The sequence below is a fragment of the Mesorhizobium sp. M0088 genome, assembly GCF_040322895.1.
GTDB lineage: Bacteria > Pseudomonadota > Alphaproteobacteria > Rhizobiales > Rhizobiaceae > Mesorhizobium.
In genome coordinates, this window is the sequence record NZ_JAMYUI010000024.1 from 1 (window position 1) to 18,123 (window position 18,123).

General features: G+C 61.8%; 16 protein-coding genes. 13 read left to right on the top strand and 3 right to left on the bottom strand.

Annotation, left to right across the window (positions count from 1 at the left end):
• The 12 genes from NKJ67_RS25695 to lpxB all read left to right on the top strand — a co-directional run.
• On the top strand, positions 1 to 203 hold a 203-nt coding region (locus NKJ67_RS25695), incomplete at its 5' end, for a hypothetical protein (RefSeq protein WP_352583895.1).
• 10 nt (positions 204 to 213) lie between these two features.
• Positions 214 to 936, top strand: a complete 723-nt coding sequence (gene pyrH / locus NKJ67_RS25700) for a UMP kinase (RefSeq protein ID WP_013531760.1) — start codon at positions 214 to 216, stop codon at positions 934 to 936.
• A 98-nt stretch (positions 937 to 1,034) separates the two neighbouring features.
• On the top strand, positions 1,035 to 1,589 hold the full coding sequence (gene frr, locus NKJ67_RS25705) for a ribosome recycling factor (RefSeq protein WP_013531759.1): 555 nt from the start codon (positions 1,035 to 1,037) through the stop codon (positions 1,587 to 1,589).
• A gap of 34 nt (positions 1,590 to 1,623) precedes the next feature.
• Positions 1,624 to 2,358: an isoprenyl transferase gene (locus NKJ67_RS25710; RefSeq protein WP_127327351.1), complete on the top strand. Its 735-nt coding sequence runs from the start codon at positions 1,624 to 1,626 to the stop codon at positions 2,356 to 2,358.
• The gene (locus tag NKJ67_RS25715; RefSeq protein ID WP_292335562.1) at positions 2,355 to 3,170 is read left to right on the top strand and encodes a phosphatidate cytidylyltransferase; all 816 of its coding nucleotides are present in this window, start codon (positions 2,355 to 2,357) and stop codon (positions 3,168 to 3,170) included. The genes NKJ67_RS25710 and NKJ67_RS25715 overlap by 4 nt, the downstream gene beginning before the upstream one ends.
• Positions 3,171 to 3,274: 104 nt before the next feature.
• Positions 3,275 to 4,417: an RIP metalloprotease RseP gene (gene rseP / locus NKJ67_RS25720; RefSeq protein WP_352583898.1), complete on the top strand. Its 1,143-nt coding sequence runs from the start codon at positions 3,275 to 3,277 to the stop codon at positions 4,415 to 4,417.
• 217 nt (positions 4,418 to 4,634) lie between these two features.
• Positions 4,635 to 7,001 carry an outer membrane protein assembly factor BamA gene (bamA, locus tag NKJ67_RS25725; RefSeq protein WP_352583899.1) on the top strand — a complete coding sequence of 789 codons (2,367 nt, stop codon included), beginning with the start codon at positions 4,635 to 4,637 and terminating at the stop codon, positions 6,999 to 7,001.
• 75 nt (positions 7,002 to 7,076) lie between these two features.
• A complete protein-coding gene (lpxD, locus tag NKJ67_RS25730; protein WP_352583901.1) occupies positions 7,077 to 8,135 on the top strand; it encodes a UDP-3-O-(3-hydroxymyristoyl)glucosamine N-acyltransferase in 1,059 nt (352 codons plus the stop codon).
• Entirely contained in the window at positions 8,128 to 8,595 is a 468-nt protein-coding gene (gene fabZ, locus NKJ67_RS25735; protein WP_027036657.1) for a 3-hydroxyacyl-ACP dehydratase FabZ, read from the top strand. Before lpxD ends, fabZ begins: the two co-directional genes overlap by 8 nt.
• A 13-nt stretch (positions 8,596 to 8,608) precedes the next feature.
• The gene (lpxA, locus tag NKJ67_RS25740; protein ID WP_352583904.1) at positions 8,609 to 9,442 is read left to right on the top strand and encodes an acyl-ACP--UDP-N-acetylglucosamine O-acyltransferase; all 834 of its coding nucleotides are present in this window, start codon (positions 8,609 to 8,611) and stop codon (positions 9,440 to 9,442) included.
• Positions 9,414 to 10,331 (top strand): LpxI family protein, encoded by a 918-nt coding sequence (locus tag NKJ67_RS25745; protein ID WP_128364800.1) that lies wholly within the window; start codon positions 9,414 to 9,416, stop codon positions 10,329 to 10,331. Before lpxA ends, NKJ67_RS25745 begins: the two co-directional genes overlap by 29 nt.
• Positions 10,324 to 11,502: a lipid-A-disaccharide synthase gene (gene lpxB / locus NKJ67_RS25750; RefSeq protein WP_292679463.1), complete on the top strand. Its 1,179-nt coding sequence runs from the start codon at positions 10,324 to 10,326 to the stop codon at positions 11,500 to 11,502. The genes NKJ67_RS25745 and lpxB overlap by 8 nt, the downstream gene beginning before the upstream one ends.
• Before the next feature lie 61 nt (positions 11,503 to 11,563).
• On the opposite strand, the gene gltA is transcribed toward lpxB, so the two are convergent.
• Positions 11,564 to 12,892, bottom strand: a complete 1,329-nt coding sequence (gene gltA, locus NKJ67_RS25755; protein ID WP_127270290.1) for a citrate synthase — start codon at positions 12,890 to 12,892, stop codon at positions 11,564 to 11,566.
• Positions 12,893 to 13,077: 185 nt separating this feature from the next.
• Positions 13,078 to 14,502, bottom strand: a complete 1,425-nt coding sequence (gene gltX / locus NKJ67_RS25760) for a glutamate--tRNA ligase (RefSeq protein WP_352583907.1) — start codon at positions 14,500 to 14,502, stop codon at positions 13,078 to 13,080.
• 102 nt (positions 14,503 to 14,604) lie between these two features.
• On the opposite strand from gltX, the gene NKJ67_RS25765 reads away from it, so the two are divergent.
• On the top strand, positions 14,605 to 17,067 hold the full coding sequence (locus NKJ67_RS25765) for a ComEC/Rec2 family competence protein (RefSeq protein ID WP_256746396.1): 2,463 nt from the start codon (positions 14,605 to 14,607) through the stop codon (positions 17,065 to 17,067).
• Here the strand turns inward: NKJ67_RS25765 and lexA are convergent.
• Positions 17,061 to 17,801, bottom strand: coding sequence for a transcriptional repressor LexA (lexA, locus tag NKJ67_RS25770; RefSeq protein WP_127272195.1), 741 nt, complete (start codon positions 17,799 to 17,801; stop codon positions 17,061 to 17,063). The genes NKJ67_RS25765 and lexA overlap by 7 nt on opposite strands.
• Between the last annotated feature and the right edge of the window lie 322 nt (positions 17,802 to 18,123).

Genomic DNA, 18,123 nt, shown 5'->3' on the forward strand with positions numbered 1-18,123 from the left:
TGGGCGGTCTTATAGCCGCGGGGGTTTTATTTAGATTCGTTCTTTTTGGTTTTCTTTTTGGCGTGGTTTATTTTAAAATCGGCCTACTTATTGGGGGGGGGGCCCGGTGCTACTGCGGGCCCCCCTTCGTGTATCGGAACGCCATTGTTTCGGTGGCGCGCCTGCGCGAGAGCAGCCACCCGGAACGCGCCACATGCAAATGAAGAGGCCCAGATGACGGTGAAGCCCCTCTACCGACGTGTCTTGCTGAAAGCGTCGGGCGAAGCGTTGATGGGCGAGCAGCATTTCGGCATCGACGTGTCAGTGGTGGATCGCATCGCCGGCGACATCGCCGAGGCGCGTGCATTGGGCATCGAGGTCGGCGTCGTCATCGGCGGCGGCAACATCTTTCGCGGCGTGGCCGTTGCCTCCAAGGGCGGCGACCGTGTTACCGGCGACCACATGGGCATGCTTGCCACGGTGATCAACTCGCTGGCGCTGCGCACGTCGTTGAACAAGATCGGCGTCGACGCCGTGGTGCTTTCGGCGATCGCCATGCCCGAACTTTGCGAGAGCTTTTCGCAGCGCCAGGCGACCGCCTACATGAACCAGGGCAAGGTGGTGATCTTTGCCGGCGGCACCGGCAATCCATTTTTCACCACTGATTCGGCCGCGGCCCTTCGCGCCGCTGAAATCGGCGCCGACGCGCTGTTCAAGGGCACTCAGGTCGACGGCGTCTACTCGGCGGACCCGAAGAAGGATCCGAATGCGACGCGTTTCGAGCGCATCAGCCATGGCGAAGTCATAAATCGCGGCCTTTCCATCATGGATACTGCTGCGATTGCACTTGCGCGCGAAAACAACATTCCGATAATCGTCTATTCGATCCACGAAAAAGGTGGTTTCGGCGATATTCTGAGGGGCGGCGGCCGCTGCACGGTCGTCGCGGACGATTGATCGGCGGCCTGACCCGAAAAGGGAAGCCGGTTTTCGAAAGTTCGATTCGAAGACGGCCCCGAAGCAGTGAGCCGCATTAGACGGTCGAGGAGATAAAGATGAGTGGTGAGTACGACGATCTCAAGCGGCGCATGGATGGGGCCATTGCCGCGTTCAAGCATGATCTGGCCTCGCTGCGGACCGGTCGCGCCTCCAGCAATCTGCTCGATGCGATCCAGGTGCAGGCCTACGGCACCACCATGCCGATCAATCAGGTCGCCAACGTCTCGGTGCCGGAGCCGCGCATGATCTCGGTATCGGTATGGGACAAGTCGATGGTTGGCGCGGTCGACCGCGCGATCCGCGAATCCAATTTGGGGTTCAACCCGATCGTAGACGGCACCAACCTCAGGATTCCACTTCCCGAACTTAACGAACAGCGCCGCAAGGAACTGGTCAAGATCTCGCACACCTACGCCGAGAATGCCCGTGTCGCCGCGCGCCATGTGCGCCGCGACGGCATGGACTTCCTGAAGAAGGCGGAGAAGGACGGCGACATCAGCGAAGACGATCAGCGCAAGCGCTCGGACCAGGTCCAGAAACTTACCGACGAGACGATCAGCACCATCGACCACCTGCTTTCCGATAAGGAAGCTGAAATCATGCAGGTTTAGGGTCATGGCCGCCGGCTGACCCGAAAGCGAGAACATGGCAACGCCCGCGCATGTCGCGATCATCATGGACGGAAACGGACGCTGGGCCAAGGCGCGCGGCATGCCCCGTCTTGCGGGCCACCGTGCCGGTGTCGAGGCGCTGCGCAAGACGGTGCGCGCGGCACCTGGGCTCGGCATTTCCTACCTGACCGTCTATGCTTTCTCGTCGGAGAACTGGTCGCGGCCGAAGTCCGAGGTCAGCGACCTGATGGGCCTCTTGAAAATGTTCATCCGCCGTGACCTTGCTGAACTGCACCAGAGCGGTGTGCGGGTTAGAATCATCGGTGACCGGGCAGGGCTGCAGTCTGATATCAGGGGACTGCTCGACGAGGCCGAAACGCTGACGGCCGCAAACGAATCGCTGACGCTGGTGATCGCCTTCAACTATGGCGGACGAGACGAAATCGTTCGTACGGCACAAAAGCTTGCGGCCGCCGTGGCGCGTGGCGAACTCGACGCCGAGGCGATATCAGCCGAAAGCTTTGCCGGCGCGCTCGATACGCAAGGCATTCCCGACCCGGAATTGGTCATTCGCACCAGCGGCGAGCTCCGGCTGTCGAACTTCCTCCTGTGGCAAGCCGCCTATAGCGAACTCGTCTTCCTGCCTTGCTACTGGCCCGACTTCAGCCGCGAGCACCTTGCGGAAGCTTTGCGTGAGTTTGCTGGCCGCGAACGCCGTTTCGGCGGACTTGGGGGCCATGACGTCGCTTCGCGACCGGCCGCGGGATGAGCAATCTTCAACTGCGTATCGTTTCGGCGATCGTGCTCGCCATCATCACTCTCGGCTTGACCTGGATCGGCGGTTTGCCGTTCCGGCTGCTGTGTGCCGTGATCGTAGCGGCGATCTTCTATGAATGGACCCGCATGTCGCGGCCAACCGGGGCAACGGGCCTTGGTTTCCTGCCGGAAGCACTGCTGGTTGTCTTCATTGGCGCCTTGATTGGCGGTCTGGCCGCCTCCTGGCTGCTGCCGCTTGTGGCGGCCATTGTTGCCGCAACGGCGATAGCCGCCTCGGTTCGCAAGACCGGACAATGGGATGCGAGCGGCCTTGCCTATGCCGCGGTTTCAGGCCTGTCGCTCGCCTTGCTGCGCGATGGCGATCGTTCAGGCCTCATTGCCATCCTGTTCCTGTTCGCTGTCGTCTGGGCCACCGATATCCTTGCCTATTTCGTTGGCCGAGCCGTTGGGGGGCCGAAACTGGCGCCCTCTATCTCGCCCGGCAAGACGCGCAGCGGCGCACTCGGCGGCGCTGTCGGCGGCGTCGTCGCCGGGCTGGTCCTCGCCGCAGCTGCCGGTGTCGGCAATCTGGTATTGCTCGGCCTGGTCGCGCTCGTGCTGTCGATTGTCTCGCAGGCAGGCGACCTGTTCGAATCCTGGATCAAGCGCCGCCATGGCCGCAAGGATTCGGGGGCGCTCATCCCGGGCCATGGCGGCGTCATGGATCGTGTCGACGGGCTTGTCGCAGCGGCATTCGCCCTATACGTCATCGGCTGGATTTCGGCGAACGCCGATCATCCGGCACAGGGTCTGTTTCCCGTTTGAGCGATGTCATTTCAGGGTCCTTTGCGCGGTGCGCCTTGGATTCGCCCGGATTGGTGTCACAGTCACGGCGCAGTCTGCGCCGTGGAAGAATTTGAGGGTTTGTCTTGAACGAGATTCTTCACGCGCTTTTCAGCACAGAAGGCTTTGTCCTCGGCACGCTGGTGCCATTCCTCTTCGTGCTGACCGTAGTCGTGTTCGTCCACGAAATGGGCCATTACCTTGTCGGGCGCTGGTGCGGCATCGGCGTCAGGGCCTTCTCGATCGGCTTCGGCCCGGAACTCTTCGGCTTCAACGACAGCCACGGCACGCGCTGGAAACTGTGTGCGATACCGCTTGGCGGCTATGTAAAATTCGTCGGCGACATGAACGCCACATCGAGCCAGCCCACGTCGGAAGAAATTGAAACGCTGACCGAGGACGAGCGCAAGGTCGCCTTTCACACGCAGCCGATCTGGAAGCGCGCGGCAACGGTGGTGGCCGGACCATTGTTCAATTTCCTGCTGACGATCGTCGTCTTTTCCGTGCTGTTCACCGCCTATGGCCGCTATGTCGCCGAGCCCATGGTGGCCGAGGTGACCGCCGACAGCCCGGCGGCGAAGGCCGGCATCCTTCCCGGCGACCGATTCGTCAGTGTCGACGGCAACAAGGTCGAAACCTTTGGCGACGTCCAGCGCCTGGTCTCGGGCCGTGCCGACGACGCAATCACCTTCGTCATGTTGCGCGACGGCCAGGAGGTCACTGTGACCGCGGCGCCGCGGCTGATGGAACAGGAAGACGCGCTCGGCAACAAGGTCAAGGTCGCCGTGATCGGTGTCGTCAACAACAAGGAACTCGGCCAGCCGAGGCTGATCACCTACACACCGGTCGGAGCGGTCGCGGCGGCGGTCGAGGAAACCGGTCACGTCATCCAGCGCACCGGGCAGTTCCTGCAGCGCTTTGTTGTCGGACGCGAAGACAAATGTCAGCTGGGCGGCCCGGTGAAGATCGCCGACATGGCGGGCAGGGCTGCGAAACTGGGATTCGAATGGCTGGTGCAGTTGGTTGCACTGCTATCCGTTGGCATCGGAATTCTGAACCTTTTGCCGATTCCCCCCCTCGACGGCGGTCACCTCTTGTTCTACGGGGTGGAGGCTGTCATTCGCCGTCCGGTGTCGGAACGGATGATGGAAATAGCCTATCGGGCCGGGTTGCTTCTGGTGCTGTGCTTCATGGGGTTCGTTTTTTGGAACGATCTGTTTGGGTGCTGAAATCATGAAGAAATTTGGCTTCTGCATGGACGATGTTGAGACGCCGTTTACCATGCAAGGGGATATGAGTGACGCGAAAGCCACGCCGCAGGGTTAAGTAAATACAAATTAACCAGAAGCCTTGCGTGTAGGGAAAATCCGGTTAATACGGTAGGGGAAATTACCGCACGTCCGGTTTTCTCGCCGTGGGGACTACGAGAAAAGGTTATTAAGCCCGATGAAGGCAGCATCCAAGTTTCTAAGCGCCGCGTCCGCGGTGACCCTGTCCGCGGCCATGGTCGTGCCAGGCGCGCTCGCAGTGCAGTTCGTTGCCACATCGGCGGCTGAAGCCGCTGTCGTCAGCAGAGTGGAAGTGAGCGGCAACCAGCGTATCGACGCTGAGACCATCCGCAATTACATCACCATCAAGCCGGGCAAGGCTTTCTCCAGTTCTGATATCGACGGTGCGGTCAAGGCACTGTTTGGCACTGGCCTGTTTTCGGACGTGCAGATCAACCAGGTCGGCTCGACGCTGGTGGTCAAGGTCGCCGAGTACCAGGTGGTCAACCAGGTGCTGTTCCAGAACAACAAGAAGCTCAAGGACAATGCGCTTGCGGCGGCGGTGCAGCTGAAGCCGCGCGGAACGTTCTCGCAGGCGACACTCGATGCCGACGTGGAATCGGTCAAGGCTGCCTACCGGCGCATTGGTCGCGACGATGTGGTCGTGACCACGCAGGTCATGCAGCTTGGCGACAATCGCGTAAATGTTGTCTTCAACATCGCTGAAGGCGATCGCACGCAGATCGCTGCGATCAATTTCGTCGGCAACAGCGCCTATTCCAGCCGCCGCCTGTCGGATATCATCAATACCAAGCGCTCGTCCTGGCTTTCCTTCGTCCTGCGCGACGACGTCTATGACGATGACAAGCTGCGCGCGGACGAGGAGCTGCTGCGCCGCTTTTATTACAATCACGGCTATGCCGACTTCCAGGTCGTGTCCGCTGTCGGCGAGCTCGACAGCGCGACTAACAAGTACACGGTCACCATCACCGTCCAGGAAGGCGACCGCTACACGTTCGGCGACGTCAGCGTCGAGAGCTCGATCCCTGAAGTCGACGGCAAGTCGCTGGAATCGGTGATCGAGACCCACAAGGGTGATGTCTACAACGCCAAGAACGTCGAGGACTCCATCATCGCGCTGACCGAGAAGGTGGCCGGTTCCGGCTATGCCTTCGCGCAAGTCACGCCGCGCGGCGACCGCAATTTCGAGAACCACACCATTTCGGTCGTCTATACGATCGACCAGGGCACCAAGGCCTATATCGAGCGCATCGAGATCCGCGGCAACGATCGCACGCGTGACTATGTCATTCGCCGCGAGTTCGACGTCAGCGAAGGCGACGCCTTCAACCAGGTGCTCATCCAGCGCGCGAAAAAGCGCCTGGAAAACTTGAATTACTTTGAGAAAGTCGACATCTCGACCGTGCCTGGCTCGCAGCCCGACCAGGTCGTGCTGGTGGTCGATGTGGTCGAGAAATCGACCGGCGAGTTCTCGGTGGGCGCTGGCTATTCGACCGGTGGCGACACGGCCGGTCCGTCGGTCGAAGGATCGGTGACCGAGCGCAACTTCCTCGGTCGTGGCCAGTTCATCAAGGTGTCGGCGGGCGGCGGCAAGAATTCACGCGACTACAGCCTGTCCTTCACTGAGCCTTATTTCCTCGGACGGCGCATCGCCGCCGGCTTCGACATCTATAAGTCGACGCGGGAGTACGACAACAATTACGATAGTGATACCACAGGTGCGACGATCCGTTTCGGCCTGCCGATCACCGACAGCATCACGACTCAGCTGGCGTACAACATCTCGCAGGAAAAATATGAAGTTGACGATGGTTGCTTGACCGACGGGGTTTATGTTCCTGGCAGCCCTTGCAATATCTCAACCGCAATTCTTGATGGCATCGATCAGAGCCCTTGGATCAAGTCGTCGGTCAGTCTCGGGCTGGTCTACAACACCATCGACGACATGAAGAACCCGCATGAGGGTATCTATGCCAACACGACCCTCGAAGTGGCTGGTCTCGGCGGTGATGCCAAGTTCGTGAAGATTACAGGACGCGGCAGCATCTACCAGACGCTGTCGGAGCAGTACGACTTGGTTGGCCTCATTTCGGGCGGCGCCGGCCATGTCGAGGGTTATGGCAGTGACGGCCTGCGTATCTTCGATCAGTTCCAGAGCTCCGATCGCATGATCCGTGGCTTCGCCTATGGCGGTATCGGGCCTGTGGATCCTCTCACGGGTGACCATCTCGGCGGCACGACCTATTTCAACGCGTCGGCGGAGGCCCAGTTCCCGCTGCCGGTGATTCCGGAGAGCTTTGGCTTGCGTGGCGCAGTCTTCGCGGACGCGGCAACGCTCTATGGCAGCAAGGTTACGAGCGTTGCTCAGGAGTCGACGGACATGCAACTGCGTGCCTCGGTCGGCCTCGGCCTGATGTGGGCGTCGCCCTTCGGTCCGATCCGTATCGACTATGCGATCCCGGTCAAGAAGGAAGCGCGCGACGACGTGCAGGAATTCAACTTCGGCATATCGACCCGCTTCTGATCGGCGGCCAACGATGCTCCCGGGTCCTCAGGGTCCGGGAGAAATGTTCCGACCTAGCTGGATATAGCTTCTGGAATGACCGATCCGGTGTTCTTCGCGCCATCACGCCGGTATACGGCGGGCGAAGTCGCGAATCTGACCGGCTCGGTGCTCGTCGATTCCGGCCACTCCGATATTTCGATCGAAGCACTCGCGCCTGCCAGCGAGGGCGGCGAGAATGCGCTCGTCTTTGTCGATGGTAAGCGTAATTCCGCGCTGATGCCGTCGTTGCGGGCAGCCGCGGTCCTGTGCCCGGCGGAATTTGCCGCCAAGGCGCCGGCCAGTGTTGCCGTTCTCATTCATCCGCGTCCGCAACAGGCCTTCGCGCTGATCGGGCGTCTGCTGTTTCCGAGGGCGGCGACACCAGGGCCGATGACCAGTGAAACCGGCGTCTCGCCGCACGCTCATGTCGATGCGACCGCCCATGTCGAAGCCGGTGCCGTCATCGAGGCCGGCGCGGTGATCGGGCCAGGTGCTTCGATCGGCAGCGGCACCGTCATCGCCCCGAATGCGGTGATTGGACAATCCTGCCAGATCGGCCGCGACGGCTATGTCGGTCCGGGCGCCAGCATCCAGTATGCCTTGATCGGCAATCGCGTCATCATTCATGGCGGCGCCAGGATAGGCCAGGATGGTTTTGGGTTCGTCGGCGGGGCCAAGGGGCCTGAGCGCGTGCCGCAGATCGGCCGTGTCGTTATCCAGGACGACGTCGAGATCGGCTCCAACACCACCGTCGATCGCGGCGCCATGTCCGATACGATCATCGGCCAGGGCACCAAGATCGACAATCTCGTGCAGATCGCCCATAACGTCCGCATCGGCCGCAATTGCATAATAGCCGGGCTTTCGGGTATTTCGGGTTCCGTGGTGGTGGGTGACAATGTCACCATGGGCGGCGGCGTCGGGCTTGCGGATCACCTGACCATTGGGACAGGGGCCAAGCTTGCCGCCAGAAGTGGATTTATGAGCAATGTCCCTGCAGGCGAGATCTGGGGCGGCTATCCGGCACAGCCGATGGCGGAAGCCATGCGGGAGATAGCCATGCTGCGCAAGCTCGCCAGGACCCGCAAACAGGGCGAGGGAGGCAATGGCTGACATGATCGCGTCGACGACGCTGGAGGCGGTCGACATTATGGGGCTGATGAAGCTCCTGCCGCACCGCTATCCGTTCCTGATGATCGATCGTATCGTCGACATCGATGGCGACGAATCCGCTGTTGGCATCAAGAACGTGACCATAAACGAGCCGCATTTTCAGGGTCATTTCCCTGAGCAGCCGGTCATGCCGGGTGTGCTCATCGTCGAGGCGATGGCGCAGACGGCCGGCGCCATCTGTATCCGCAGCCTGGGTACCGAAAAGCCGTCGCTGGTCTATTTCCTGACCATCGACAACGCCAAATTCCGCAAACCGGTGGTTCCCGGCGACCAGTTGAAGATCTATGTCAAGAAAATCAAGAAACGCGGCAACCTGCTCAAATTCGCTTGTGAAGCCATGGTCGACGGCGCCAAGGCGGCCGAGGCCGAGATTTCAGCCATGATGGTCACCAGCGACTGACGATCGAGTGCTTATGAAAATCAAGACATCCATTCATGCTTCCTCCATTGTCGAGGAAGGCGCCCAAATCGGCCAAGGTGCGCGCATCGGGCCGTTCTGCCATGTCGCTGCCGATGTGGTGATCGGCGACGACGTCGAACTGGTCAGTCATGTCTCGGTGATGGGCGCGACGTCGATCGGCGCCTCGACCAAGGTCTATCCGATGGCGACATTGGGCGCACCGCCGCAGAACACCAAGCACAAGGGCGGTCGCACCACCTTGGTCATCGGCAGGAACTGCACGATCCGCGAAGGCGTGACCATGCATCTCGGCACCGATTCCAGCCGCGGCGAGACGACGGTCGGCGACAATGGCAATTTCCTTGCCTACGCCCATATCGCCCATGATTGCGTCGTCGGCAACAATGCGACGTTCGCCAATGGTGCAACGCTGGGCGGCCACTGCGAGGTCGGCAACAATGTCTATATCGGCGGCCTGACCGCAGTGCATCAGTTTGTCCGCATCGGCGACAACGCCTTTCTCGGCGGCTGCTCCGCGATCGTCGGCGATGTCATCCCCTTTGCTATAGCGGTCGGCAACCGCGCCAGCCTACGCGGCCTCAACATCATCGGCCTCAAGCGCTCCGGCCTGCCAAGGTCCGAAATCCTTGTGCTGCGCAAGGCTTACAGGATGATCTTCGATCGTTCCCGCACCGTTGGCGAGAACATCGAATTCGCCAAGGCGGAGTTCGCGTCGTCGCCGACCGCCATGAAGATCATCGATTTCATCACCAGTCGCGGCAAGCGGCACTATGCTGTGCCGTCGCTCAAGGGCGGCGATGGCGACGATGTCGATGACGAAGACTGAGACAGCGGCTGCGCGTCTTGATCTTCCGCCGGGCTCCAGGGTCGGCATCATTGCCGGCGGCGGCAGTCTGCCGGTCGAAGTCGCGGCCGGTTCGGCTGAACAAGGTTATCCGCCCTTCGTCATCCTGATGGAAGGCGAGGTCGACCGCATCGCGGAACTCTCCCGATACGATCACGAAAGCCTCGCTCTGGAAGGTATAGGCTCGCTCGTCCCTTTGCTGCGGCGGCACCGGATCACCCATCTGGTGCTTGCAGGCGAGATCAAGCGCCGGCCGCGATTGCTTGCGCTGCGCCCCAGTCTCAGCCTGCTCGCGGTGATTCCTTTGGTCGTCATGGCGCTCGCGCGTGGCGACGATGGTCTTCTGAAGGTCTTGGCACGAGGCCTCGAAGCGCGCGGAGTAAAGGTCGTTGGCGCCCACGAAGTAGTGCCGAATCTTGTCGCCGCCGAAGGCGTGCTGACCAAGGCCGAACCGCGAAAATTGGACTGGCGCGATATTGAGGCAGGCCTTGCGGCAGCAAAGGCCATCGGGGCGCTGGATGTCGGCCAAGCGGCGATCGCGGTTGGTGGCCGGGCAATCGCGCTGGAAGGCATCGAAGGAACAGCCGGCCTGCTTGATCGTGCGAAGCTGCTGCGCGGCCACGGCCGTATTGCGGGCAAGACCCGCGGCGTCCTCGTCAAGTGCGCCAAGCCCGGTCAGGAACTGCGCGCCGATCTTCCATCCATCGGTCCGCAGACGGTCGAGGCAGCGCACGCGGCCGGACTCGCCGGCATTGCCGTCGAGGCGGGACGCTCGCTGATCCTCGAAGGTCCTGAAACCATCACGCGCGCCAATGCACTCGGCCTGTTCGTCCTTGGCCTGCGTGCCGCCACGGAGCCGCGCAATGGCTGACAGGGCATTGAAGATCGCAATCGTTGCCGGAGAGGAGTCTGGCGACCTGCTCGGTGCCGACATAGTGCGCTCGCTCAGCCAGGCTGTGGGGCGCGAGGTGCAACTCGTCGGCCTCGGCGGCCGTCATTTGCAGGCGCTGGGACTGGTCTCGCCATTCGATGCCGGCGAGATCGCCCTGATGGGGTTCAGCGCCGTTCTACGCGACCTGCCGCGCCTGATGCGGCGGATCAGCCAACTGGCCAAGACCGTTGCCGACGAAAAGCCGGACTGCATGGTCACCATCGACAGTCCGGACTTTTCGTTGCGCGTCGCCAAAAAGGTGCGTGCGGCCAACCCGTCGATTCCGATCATCCACTATGTCTGCCCGAGCGTGTGGGCGTGGCGGCCGGGCAGGGCGGTGGCGATGAAGCCCTATGTCGACCACATCCTCTGCATCCTGCCTTTCGAGGTCAAGGAGCTCGAGCGGCTCGGCGGGCCACCGGGCACCTATGTCGGGCATCGCCTGACCCACGATGCGGGTTTGCTGGCCGCAGCCAAGGCGCAGGAACTACCGCGCGACCTTTCTCCTGATCGCGTCAAGACCCTGCTCGTCCTGCCTGGTTCGCGGCGTGGCGAGGTACGGCGGCTGCTCGACCCGTTCGGCGAGACGATGTCGATTCTGCGTGCGCGTGGTCACCGCCTGCGGCTGCTGCTGCCGACCGTTCCGCATGTCGCCGACCTCGTCAAATCCTCCGTCAACCGCTGGGATGAAAAGCCTGAGATCATCGTCGATCCCCAGCGCAAATGGCAGGCTTTCGGCAAAGCCGATGCGGCGCTGATCGCGTCCGGGACGGTATCGCTGGAGCTGGCGCTGGCCGGAGTGCCGATGATTTCCTGCTACAGGCTCGACCCGGTTGCGCGCGTCTTGGCGCCGTACCTCGTTTCAGTCTGGTCGGCCCTGCTGCCCAATCTGATATCGGATCGAGCGCTTATTCCGGAATTCTACGACGGCTACATCAAGCCGAACAATCTGGCCCGGCAATTGGAAGCCCTGTTCGCCGACAGCGGCATGCGCGCCTGGCAGAAGAATGGATTTGCAGAGATCACGCGGCGCATGGCGACGGACAGACCGTCCGGCGAGATCGCCGCGCAGGTGGTGATGCGGTATATCAAGAGAGGGAATAGTCAGTAGGGAGTAGGGAAGTTGACCGTGCCTACTGCCTACTGCCTACTGCCCGATCCCTACTCCCAATTCACCGCTTGGCGATCGGCACGTAGTCACGCTCGGGTGCGCCGGTATAGAGCTGGCGCGGCCGGCCGATCTTCTGGCGCGGATCCTCGATCATCTCTTTCCACTGTGCGATCCAGCCGACGGTGCGGGCGACCGCGAACAGCACGGTGAACATGGTGGTGGGGAAACCCAGCGCCTTCAGCGTAATGCCGGAATAGAAGTCGACATTCGGGTAGAGCTTCTTCTCGATGAAATAGGGATCGGTCAGCGCGATCTTTTCCAGTTCCATGGCGATGTCGAGCAGCGGATCGTCCTTTATGCCGAGTTCGCCCAGAACCTCATGCGCCGTCTTCTGCATGATCTTGGCGCGCGGATCATAGTTCTTGTAGACGCGGTGGCCAAAGCCCATCAGCCGGAACGGGTCGTTCTTGTCCTTGGCGCGAGCGATGAACTCCGGGATATGATCGACATGGCCGATCTCGCCAAGCATGTTGAGCGCCGCTTCATTGGCGCCGCCATGCGCAGGGCCCCACAGGCAAGCGATGCCGGCGGCGATGCACGCGAACGGGTTGGCGCCCGACGAGCCGGCGAGACGAACGGTCGAGGTCGAGGCGTTCTGCTCGTGGTCGGCGTGCAGAATGAAGATGCGCTCCATGGCGCGCGCCAGCACCGGGTTGATCTTGTATTCCTCGCACGGCACGGCAAAGCACATGTGCAGGAAGTTGGCGGCGAAGTTCAGTTCGTTCTTCGGGTAAATGAAGGGCTGGCCGATGTGGTATTTGTAGGCCATCGCCGCGATCGTTGGCATCTTGGCGATCAGCCGCATGGAGGCAACCATGCGCTGGTAGGGGTCGGAGATGTCGGTGGAGTCGTGGTAGAAGGCCGACAGCGCGCCGACCACGCCGCACATCACCGCCATCGGGTGCGCGTCGCGGCGGAAGCCGGTGAAAAAGCGCGACATCTGCTCATGCACCATGGTGTGGCGCGTCACGCGGTAGTCGAAGTCGTCCTTCTGCGCCTTGGTCGGCAATTCACCGTAGAGCAGGAGATAGCAGACCTCGAGGAAGTCGCCATGTTCGGCCAACTGGTCGATCGGATAGCCGCGATGGAGGAGGATGCCGGCGTCGCCGTCGATGAAGGTGATTTCGGACTCGCAGCTTGCCGTCGAGGTGAAGCCCGGATCGTAAGTGAAGGCGCCGGTGGTTGAGTAGAGCGAGGCGATGTCGATGACATCAGGCCCGACCGAACCACTTCGCACCTTGAATTCATGGGTCTTGCCGGCGAATGCAAGCGTTGCCGTGGCCTCCTGGGTCTTGCCGCCCAAATCCATTTTTTTCGCAGCTTCGGTCATTGCAAACTCCTTCTTGTTTCCTCATGCCGGCAAAGGCAAAATTCTGCAGAGCGACACGTCGAAAATCACCGCAATGCGCGTATTCGCCACCGCATTTCAGGAGGTGCGTGCCAGATTGGGCCAAGGCCTAATGTTGCACTGCGAAACCCGCCTTTCAATGCCAATCTTCTTGGGCCAGTTTGCTCCTAATCGATTTGATCTGAGATGCGCGCCAGGCTTTCCTCGCGGCCGAGCACGGCGAGCACATCGAACACGCCCGGCGAGGTGCTTTTGCCGGTCAACGCAGCGCGCAAAGGCTGGGCCACCGCGCCGAGCTTGTGACTGCCGGCCGCTGCCACCTCGCGTATCGCCGCCTCCGCCGAGGCGGCTGTCCAGTCACTCGCAAGCCCGTTCAAAGCTTCGTGAGCACTGCGCAGGATCTTGCGGGCATCGTCGGTAAGCAGAAGGGCCGCCTTGTCGTCGATCGGCAGGGGGCGCGTGGCGAACAGGAAGGCCGCGCCATCGACGAGCTCGACCAGCGTCTTGGCGCGGTCCTTCAAGCCCGGAAGCGCTGCCAGCAACTGCGCCTTGGTGCTGTCGTTCAGGCGCGCGGCGATCGCCGGGCCACCTTCGAGATAGGGCAGGGTAGCGATGAAGATGTCGAACAGTTGGGCATCGCTCATGCGGCGCATATGCGCGCCGTTGATCGCCTCCAGCTTGGCGAAGTCGAAGCGCGCCGCGCCCTTGTTGACATCGCCGATATCGAACCAGGAAATCATATTCTTGATCGACATGATCTCGTCGTCGCCATGGCTCCAGCCAAGGCGCGCCAGGTAATTGAGCAGCGCCTCCGGCAGGTAGCCCATGGCGCGATAGGCCTCGACGCCAAGCGCGCCGTGCCGCTTCGACAGCTTGGCGCCATCGGCGCCGTGGATCAGCGGGATATGCGACATGGACGGCACGTTCCAGCCCATGGCGTTGTAGATCACGGTCTGGCGAGCGGCGTTGGTCAGATGATCGTCGCCGCGAATGATATGGGTGACTCCCATATCATGATCATCGACGACGACGGCATGCATGTAAGTGGGATTGCCGTCAGAACGCAGGATGATGAAGTCATCGAGATCCTTATTGGGAAAGCGCACCTCGCCCTGGACACGGTCATGGACGATGGTCTCGCCTTCGGTCGGCGCCTTGATACGAATGGCGCCCTTGACGCCTGCGGGCGCCTCAGAGGGGTCGCGGTCGCGCCAGCGGCCGTCATAGCGGGGCGGCAGCCCCTTGGCTCTGGCAGCCTCGCGCATGGCCTCCAGTTCGGCCGGCGTGGCATAGCAATAATACGCCTTGCCCATGCGCACGAGCTCCTCAGCCACCTCGCGGTGGCGCGGCGCACGCTCGAACTGCGACACCGGCTCGCCGTCCCAGCTCAGGCCAAGCCAGGAAAGCCCGTCGAGGATGGCAGCCGTCGCGGCTTCATTGGAGCGTTCGCGGTCGGTGTCCTCAATGCGCAGCAGCATCGTGCCGCCAGTGTGCTTCGCATACAGCCAGTTGAACAGCGCCGTGCGCGCGCCGCCTATGTGCAGATAGCCGGTGGGCGAAGGGGCAAAACGGGTGACGACCTTGTCGGACATGGAACTCTCGGAAACCATCTGAAGCGGGGTGCGGTTGCGCGGGCTTTCGCGCGCCCGGCGTTCATGTAGCATAGGGTGTCGAGGGCGCAAGGGGCAGACCCGATGGCTGGACGAGGCTGGGGCTCGGATCAGGGCGAGGACGCTGCCATCGGCGTCAGCGAACGGTCCCTGTTTGCGCCTCGGCCAGCCCCATTACCGCCGCCATCGCCCCTTGTGCCGGATCCCGGCAAGGCGCCCTTGCAAGCGGATGTCGCCGCCTCTGTTCCTGTTGCCGAAACCGGCAGGATCGTTCGCGTGCGCCGGCAAATCAGCCTGACATCACTGCCTCGCCTGCGCCACAGCGTGAACACGGCGGCGAGCCTGGAACTCGACCGGGGCGTGGCCTTCCTGCTGGTGCCGGTCTGCCTGGCGATCGGAGCGATCGGCTATTTTTCGCTGACGGCTGAACCCGACTTTGCGAGACCTGTCGCGGTTGTCATCTTGACGGGGATCTGTGCGCTGGTCTCGCGCTCATGGCCAAAGACCCATCTGTGTTTCATGGCGGCGCTTTTGTGCGCCCTAGGACTGCTTGCTGCCAAGGTCGAGACGTGGCGTGCGGGCACACAAATGTTGGGCTCGGAAATCTCGACGCAGGTGACCGGCCGCGTCGTCTCGCTCGACCGGATGGAAACTGGCCGCATCCGGCTGACCATCGACGTGACATCGACCGCAAGACCGAAACTGCGCTATGCGCCGGAACGGGTGCGGCTTTCGGCACGCAAGATCCCGGCTGACGTGACCGCAGGCTCCCTCATCACTGGATATGCCAAGCTTTTGCCGCCGACCGGGCCGGTGCGGCCGGACAGCTATGATTTCTCCTTCGACAGCTATTTTGCCGGCATCGGCGGCAGCGGGTTCTTTCTCGGCAACCCCAAGCTTGTCGTCAGCGATGATGGCGACATGCCGCTGCCGGCCCGAATTTCCTCTAGCGTGGAAAATGCCCGCGAGGCCATCGCCGACCATATCAGGGCGAGCGTCGGCGGCGCCGAAGGCGAGATCGCCGCGGCGCTGATCGTCGGCGTGCGCGCCGGCATTCCCGATGACATCAATGAGGCGATGCGACGTACCGGCATCTACCACATCATCTCGATTTCGGGACTGCACATGGCGCTGGTCGCAGGCACCATCATGGGCTTGCTGCGCGGCGCCTTCGCCTTGTTTCCCGACTTTTCCGCGCGTCGCCCGGTCAAGAAGTATGCCGCCGTCGCCGCACTGTTCTCGATCGCGGCCTATCTCATCATCTCTGGAGTCGTCGTTGCCGCCGAGCGCAGCTTCATCATGCTGGCGGTGATGCTGATTGCCGTGCTGTTCGATCGAGCAGCACTCACCATGCGCAATCTGGCGATCTCGGCGATCGCCGTCATCGTGGTGTCGCCGCATGAGGTGGTCGGCCCGAGTTTTCAGATGTCGTTCGCCGCGACCGCGGCTCTGGTCGGCGCCTATGCCGGCTGGGCCGATCACCGCGCGGGAAAAGCAAGACCGCCGCCCCCAAAGCGATCCATGCCCGGTTTCCTGACGCGAAAGTTCGTGCTCGCGGCAACCGGCCTTGCCATGACCTCCATCATCGCCGGCAGCGCCACGACGCTGTTTGCCATCTGGCATTTTCAGCGTGTGTCGCCGCTCAGCCTGTTCGCCAATCTGGCGGTTATGCCGATCGTTACCGTCGTCATGTTCCTGGCTGTCGCAAGCGCGCTGCTGATGCCTTTCGGATTGGATTGGCCGGCCCTCTACCTGATGGGCAAGGGTCTGACGGTGATGATCGCCATATCGGGTTGGATCTCCGAACGTTCGCCTGTCGATGGGGTTGGGCTGATTTCGCAGCAATCTGTCCTGCTGGTGACAATTGCCCTGGTCATCGCGACGATGGCGACAACTTGGCTGCGGCTCGCTGCTCTGCCATTCGCGCTGGCAGGCTTGCTGACCGTCTCGGATACGCGCACGCCGGATGTGCTGATCTCGGAAGACGCCCGGCTGGTGGCGTTGCCGATCGGTGGCGGCGAGCTTGCCGTCAGCCGGGAACGGCCGAACGAATTCACCGTCGACAACTGGAAACGCGCCCTGACATCAGAAACCATCGTCGTGCCAGAGGTGTTCGACAAGAGCGATGGGCAATTCGACGTCGCGGACGCCGTTGAGCTACCGCCGGGATCGCCGTTCTATTGCTCCTCAGGCGTTTGCGTGGCCAGGCATATGTCCGGTGCGATCATTGCCTATGTCGAGGACCGCAAGGACACCTGGAAAGCCTGCGGCTTCGCCGAGCTGATCGTCATCAATGACGCCACCGCCTATGACGCCTGTCACAATCCGCTGGTTCTCGTCATCACCAAGCGGCAACTGGCTCGCAAAGGCAGTGCCGCCGTCTTCTTCGATCGCCAGTCGGCGACCACGCCGGCGACAATCAGCTTCGCGGTGAACAGCCCATATCGGCCCTGGCACACGCAACGCAAATACTCTCGTGAGGCGAGGGGGCTGGCACCCTTCAAGAAACCCGAGAAGCCAGCGGCCAACCCGCAGCCGCCTCAGTAGCGGCGGATGAGGCCGACGAGCTTGCCTTGCACCTTGACCCTGTCTGGGCCGAAAATACGGGTTTCATAGGCCGGATTGGCGGCTTCGAGCGCAATCGAAGCGCCCTTGCGGCGGAACCGCTTCAGCGTCGCTTCCTCTTCATCGACCAGCGCCACGATGATCTCGCCGGGGTTCGCCGTGTCGGCATTGCGGATGATGACGGTGTCGCCGTCGAAGATACCGGCCTCGATCATCGAGTCGCCCTTGACCTCCAGCGCATAGTGGGCGCCGCCCATGATCATGTCCGGCGGCACGGAGATCGAATGCGTCTGATGCTGGATGGCATCGATCGGCACACCGGCGGCGATACGGCCCATGACCGGGATCGACACGGCGGAGACCGCATCGTCATCATTGCCGGGCGAGGGCATCCGCGAAGGCGCCGGCTTGATCTGCCGGCCAAGGGCACCACCCTGACCGAGACTGCCCTGGATGACGCTTGGCGAAAACTTCTTTGCCGCGTTGAGGCCGGGCGCGATGGAGTCCGGCAATCGCAGCACTTCCAGCGCCCGTGCCCGGTTGGGCAACCGGCGAATAAAGCCGCGCTCCTCAAGTGCGGTGATCAGCCGATGAATCCCGGATTTGGAGGCAAGGTCGAGCGCCTCCTTCATCTCGTCGAAGGATGGCGGAATGCCGCTCTCCTTCAGGCGTTCATGGATGAACATCAGCAGTTCATGTTGCTTGCGTGTCAGCATGGCGGCCCCCAGATTACCTGAAACCAGAATCGAAAAACAAACCCAGAACAAACACTATCTGTTCCAGTTGTGTTCTGCAACCGTTTAAAGTTTAATGAATTTGTTAAGGCTGCTGAAATTATTTGGGCTTGCCAGCGGGTCGCGATCGACAGGCGCCAACCACGGCAATGCGCCTGCTCACATTGAAACCATTATGGTTAATGACCTGTGGCTCATCCTCGACCCAAGGCTTGGCATCATCTGCCGATCGACCTCCACAAGGGACGCTATCAATCTTCGGGACGTTCGTTTGCCGTGAACGAAACGGAGCCAAAACGCCAAC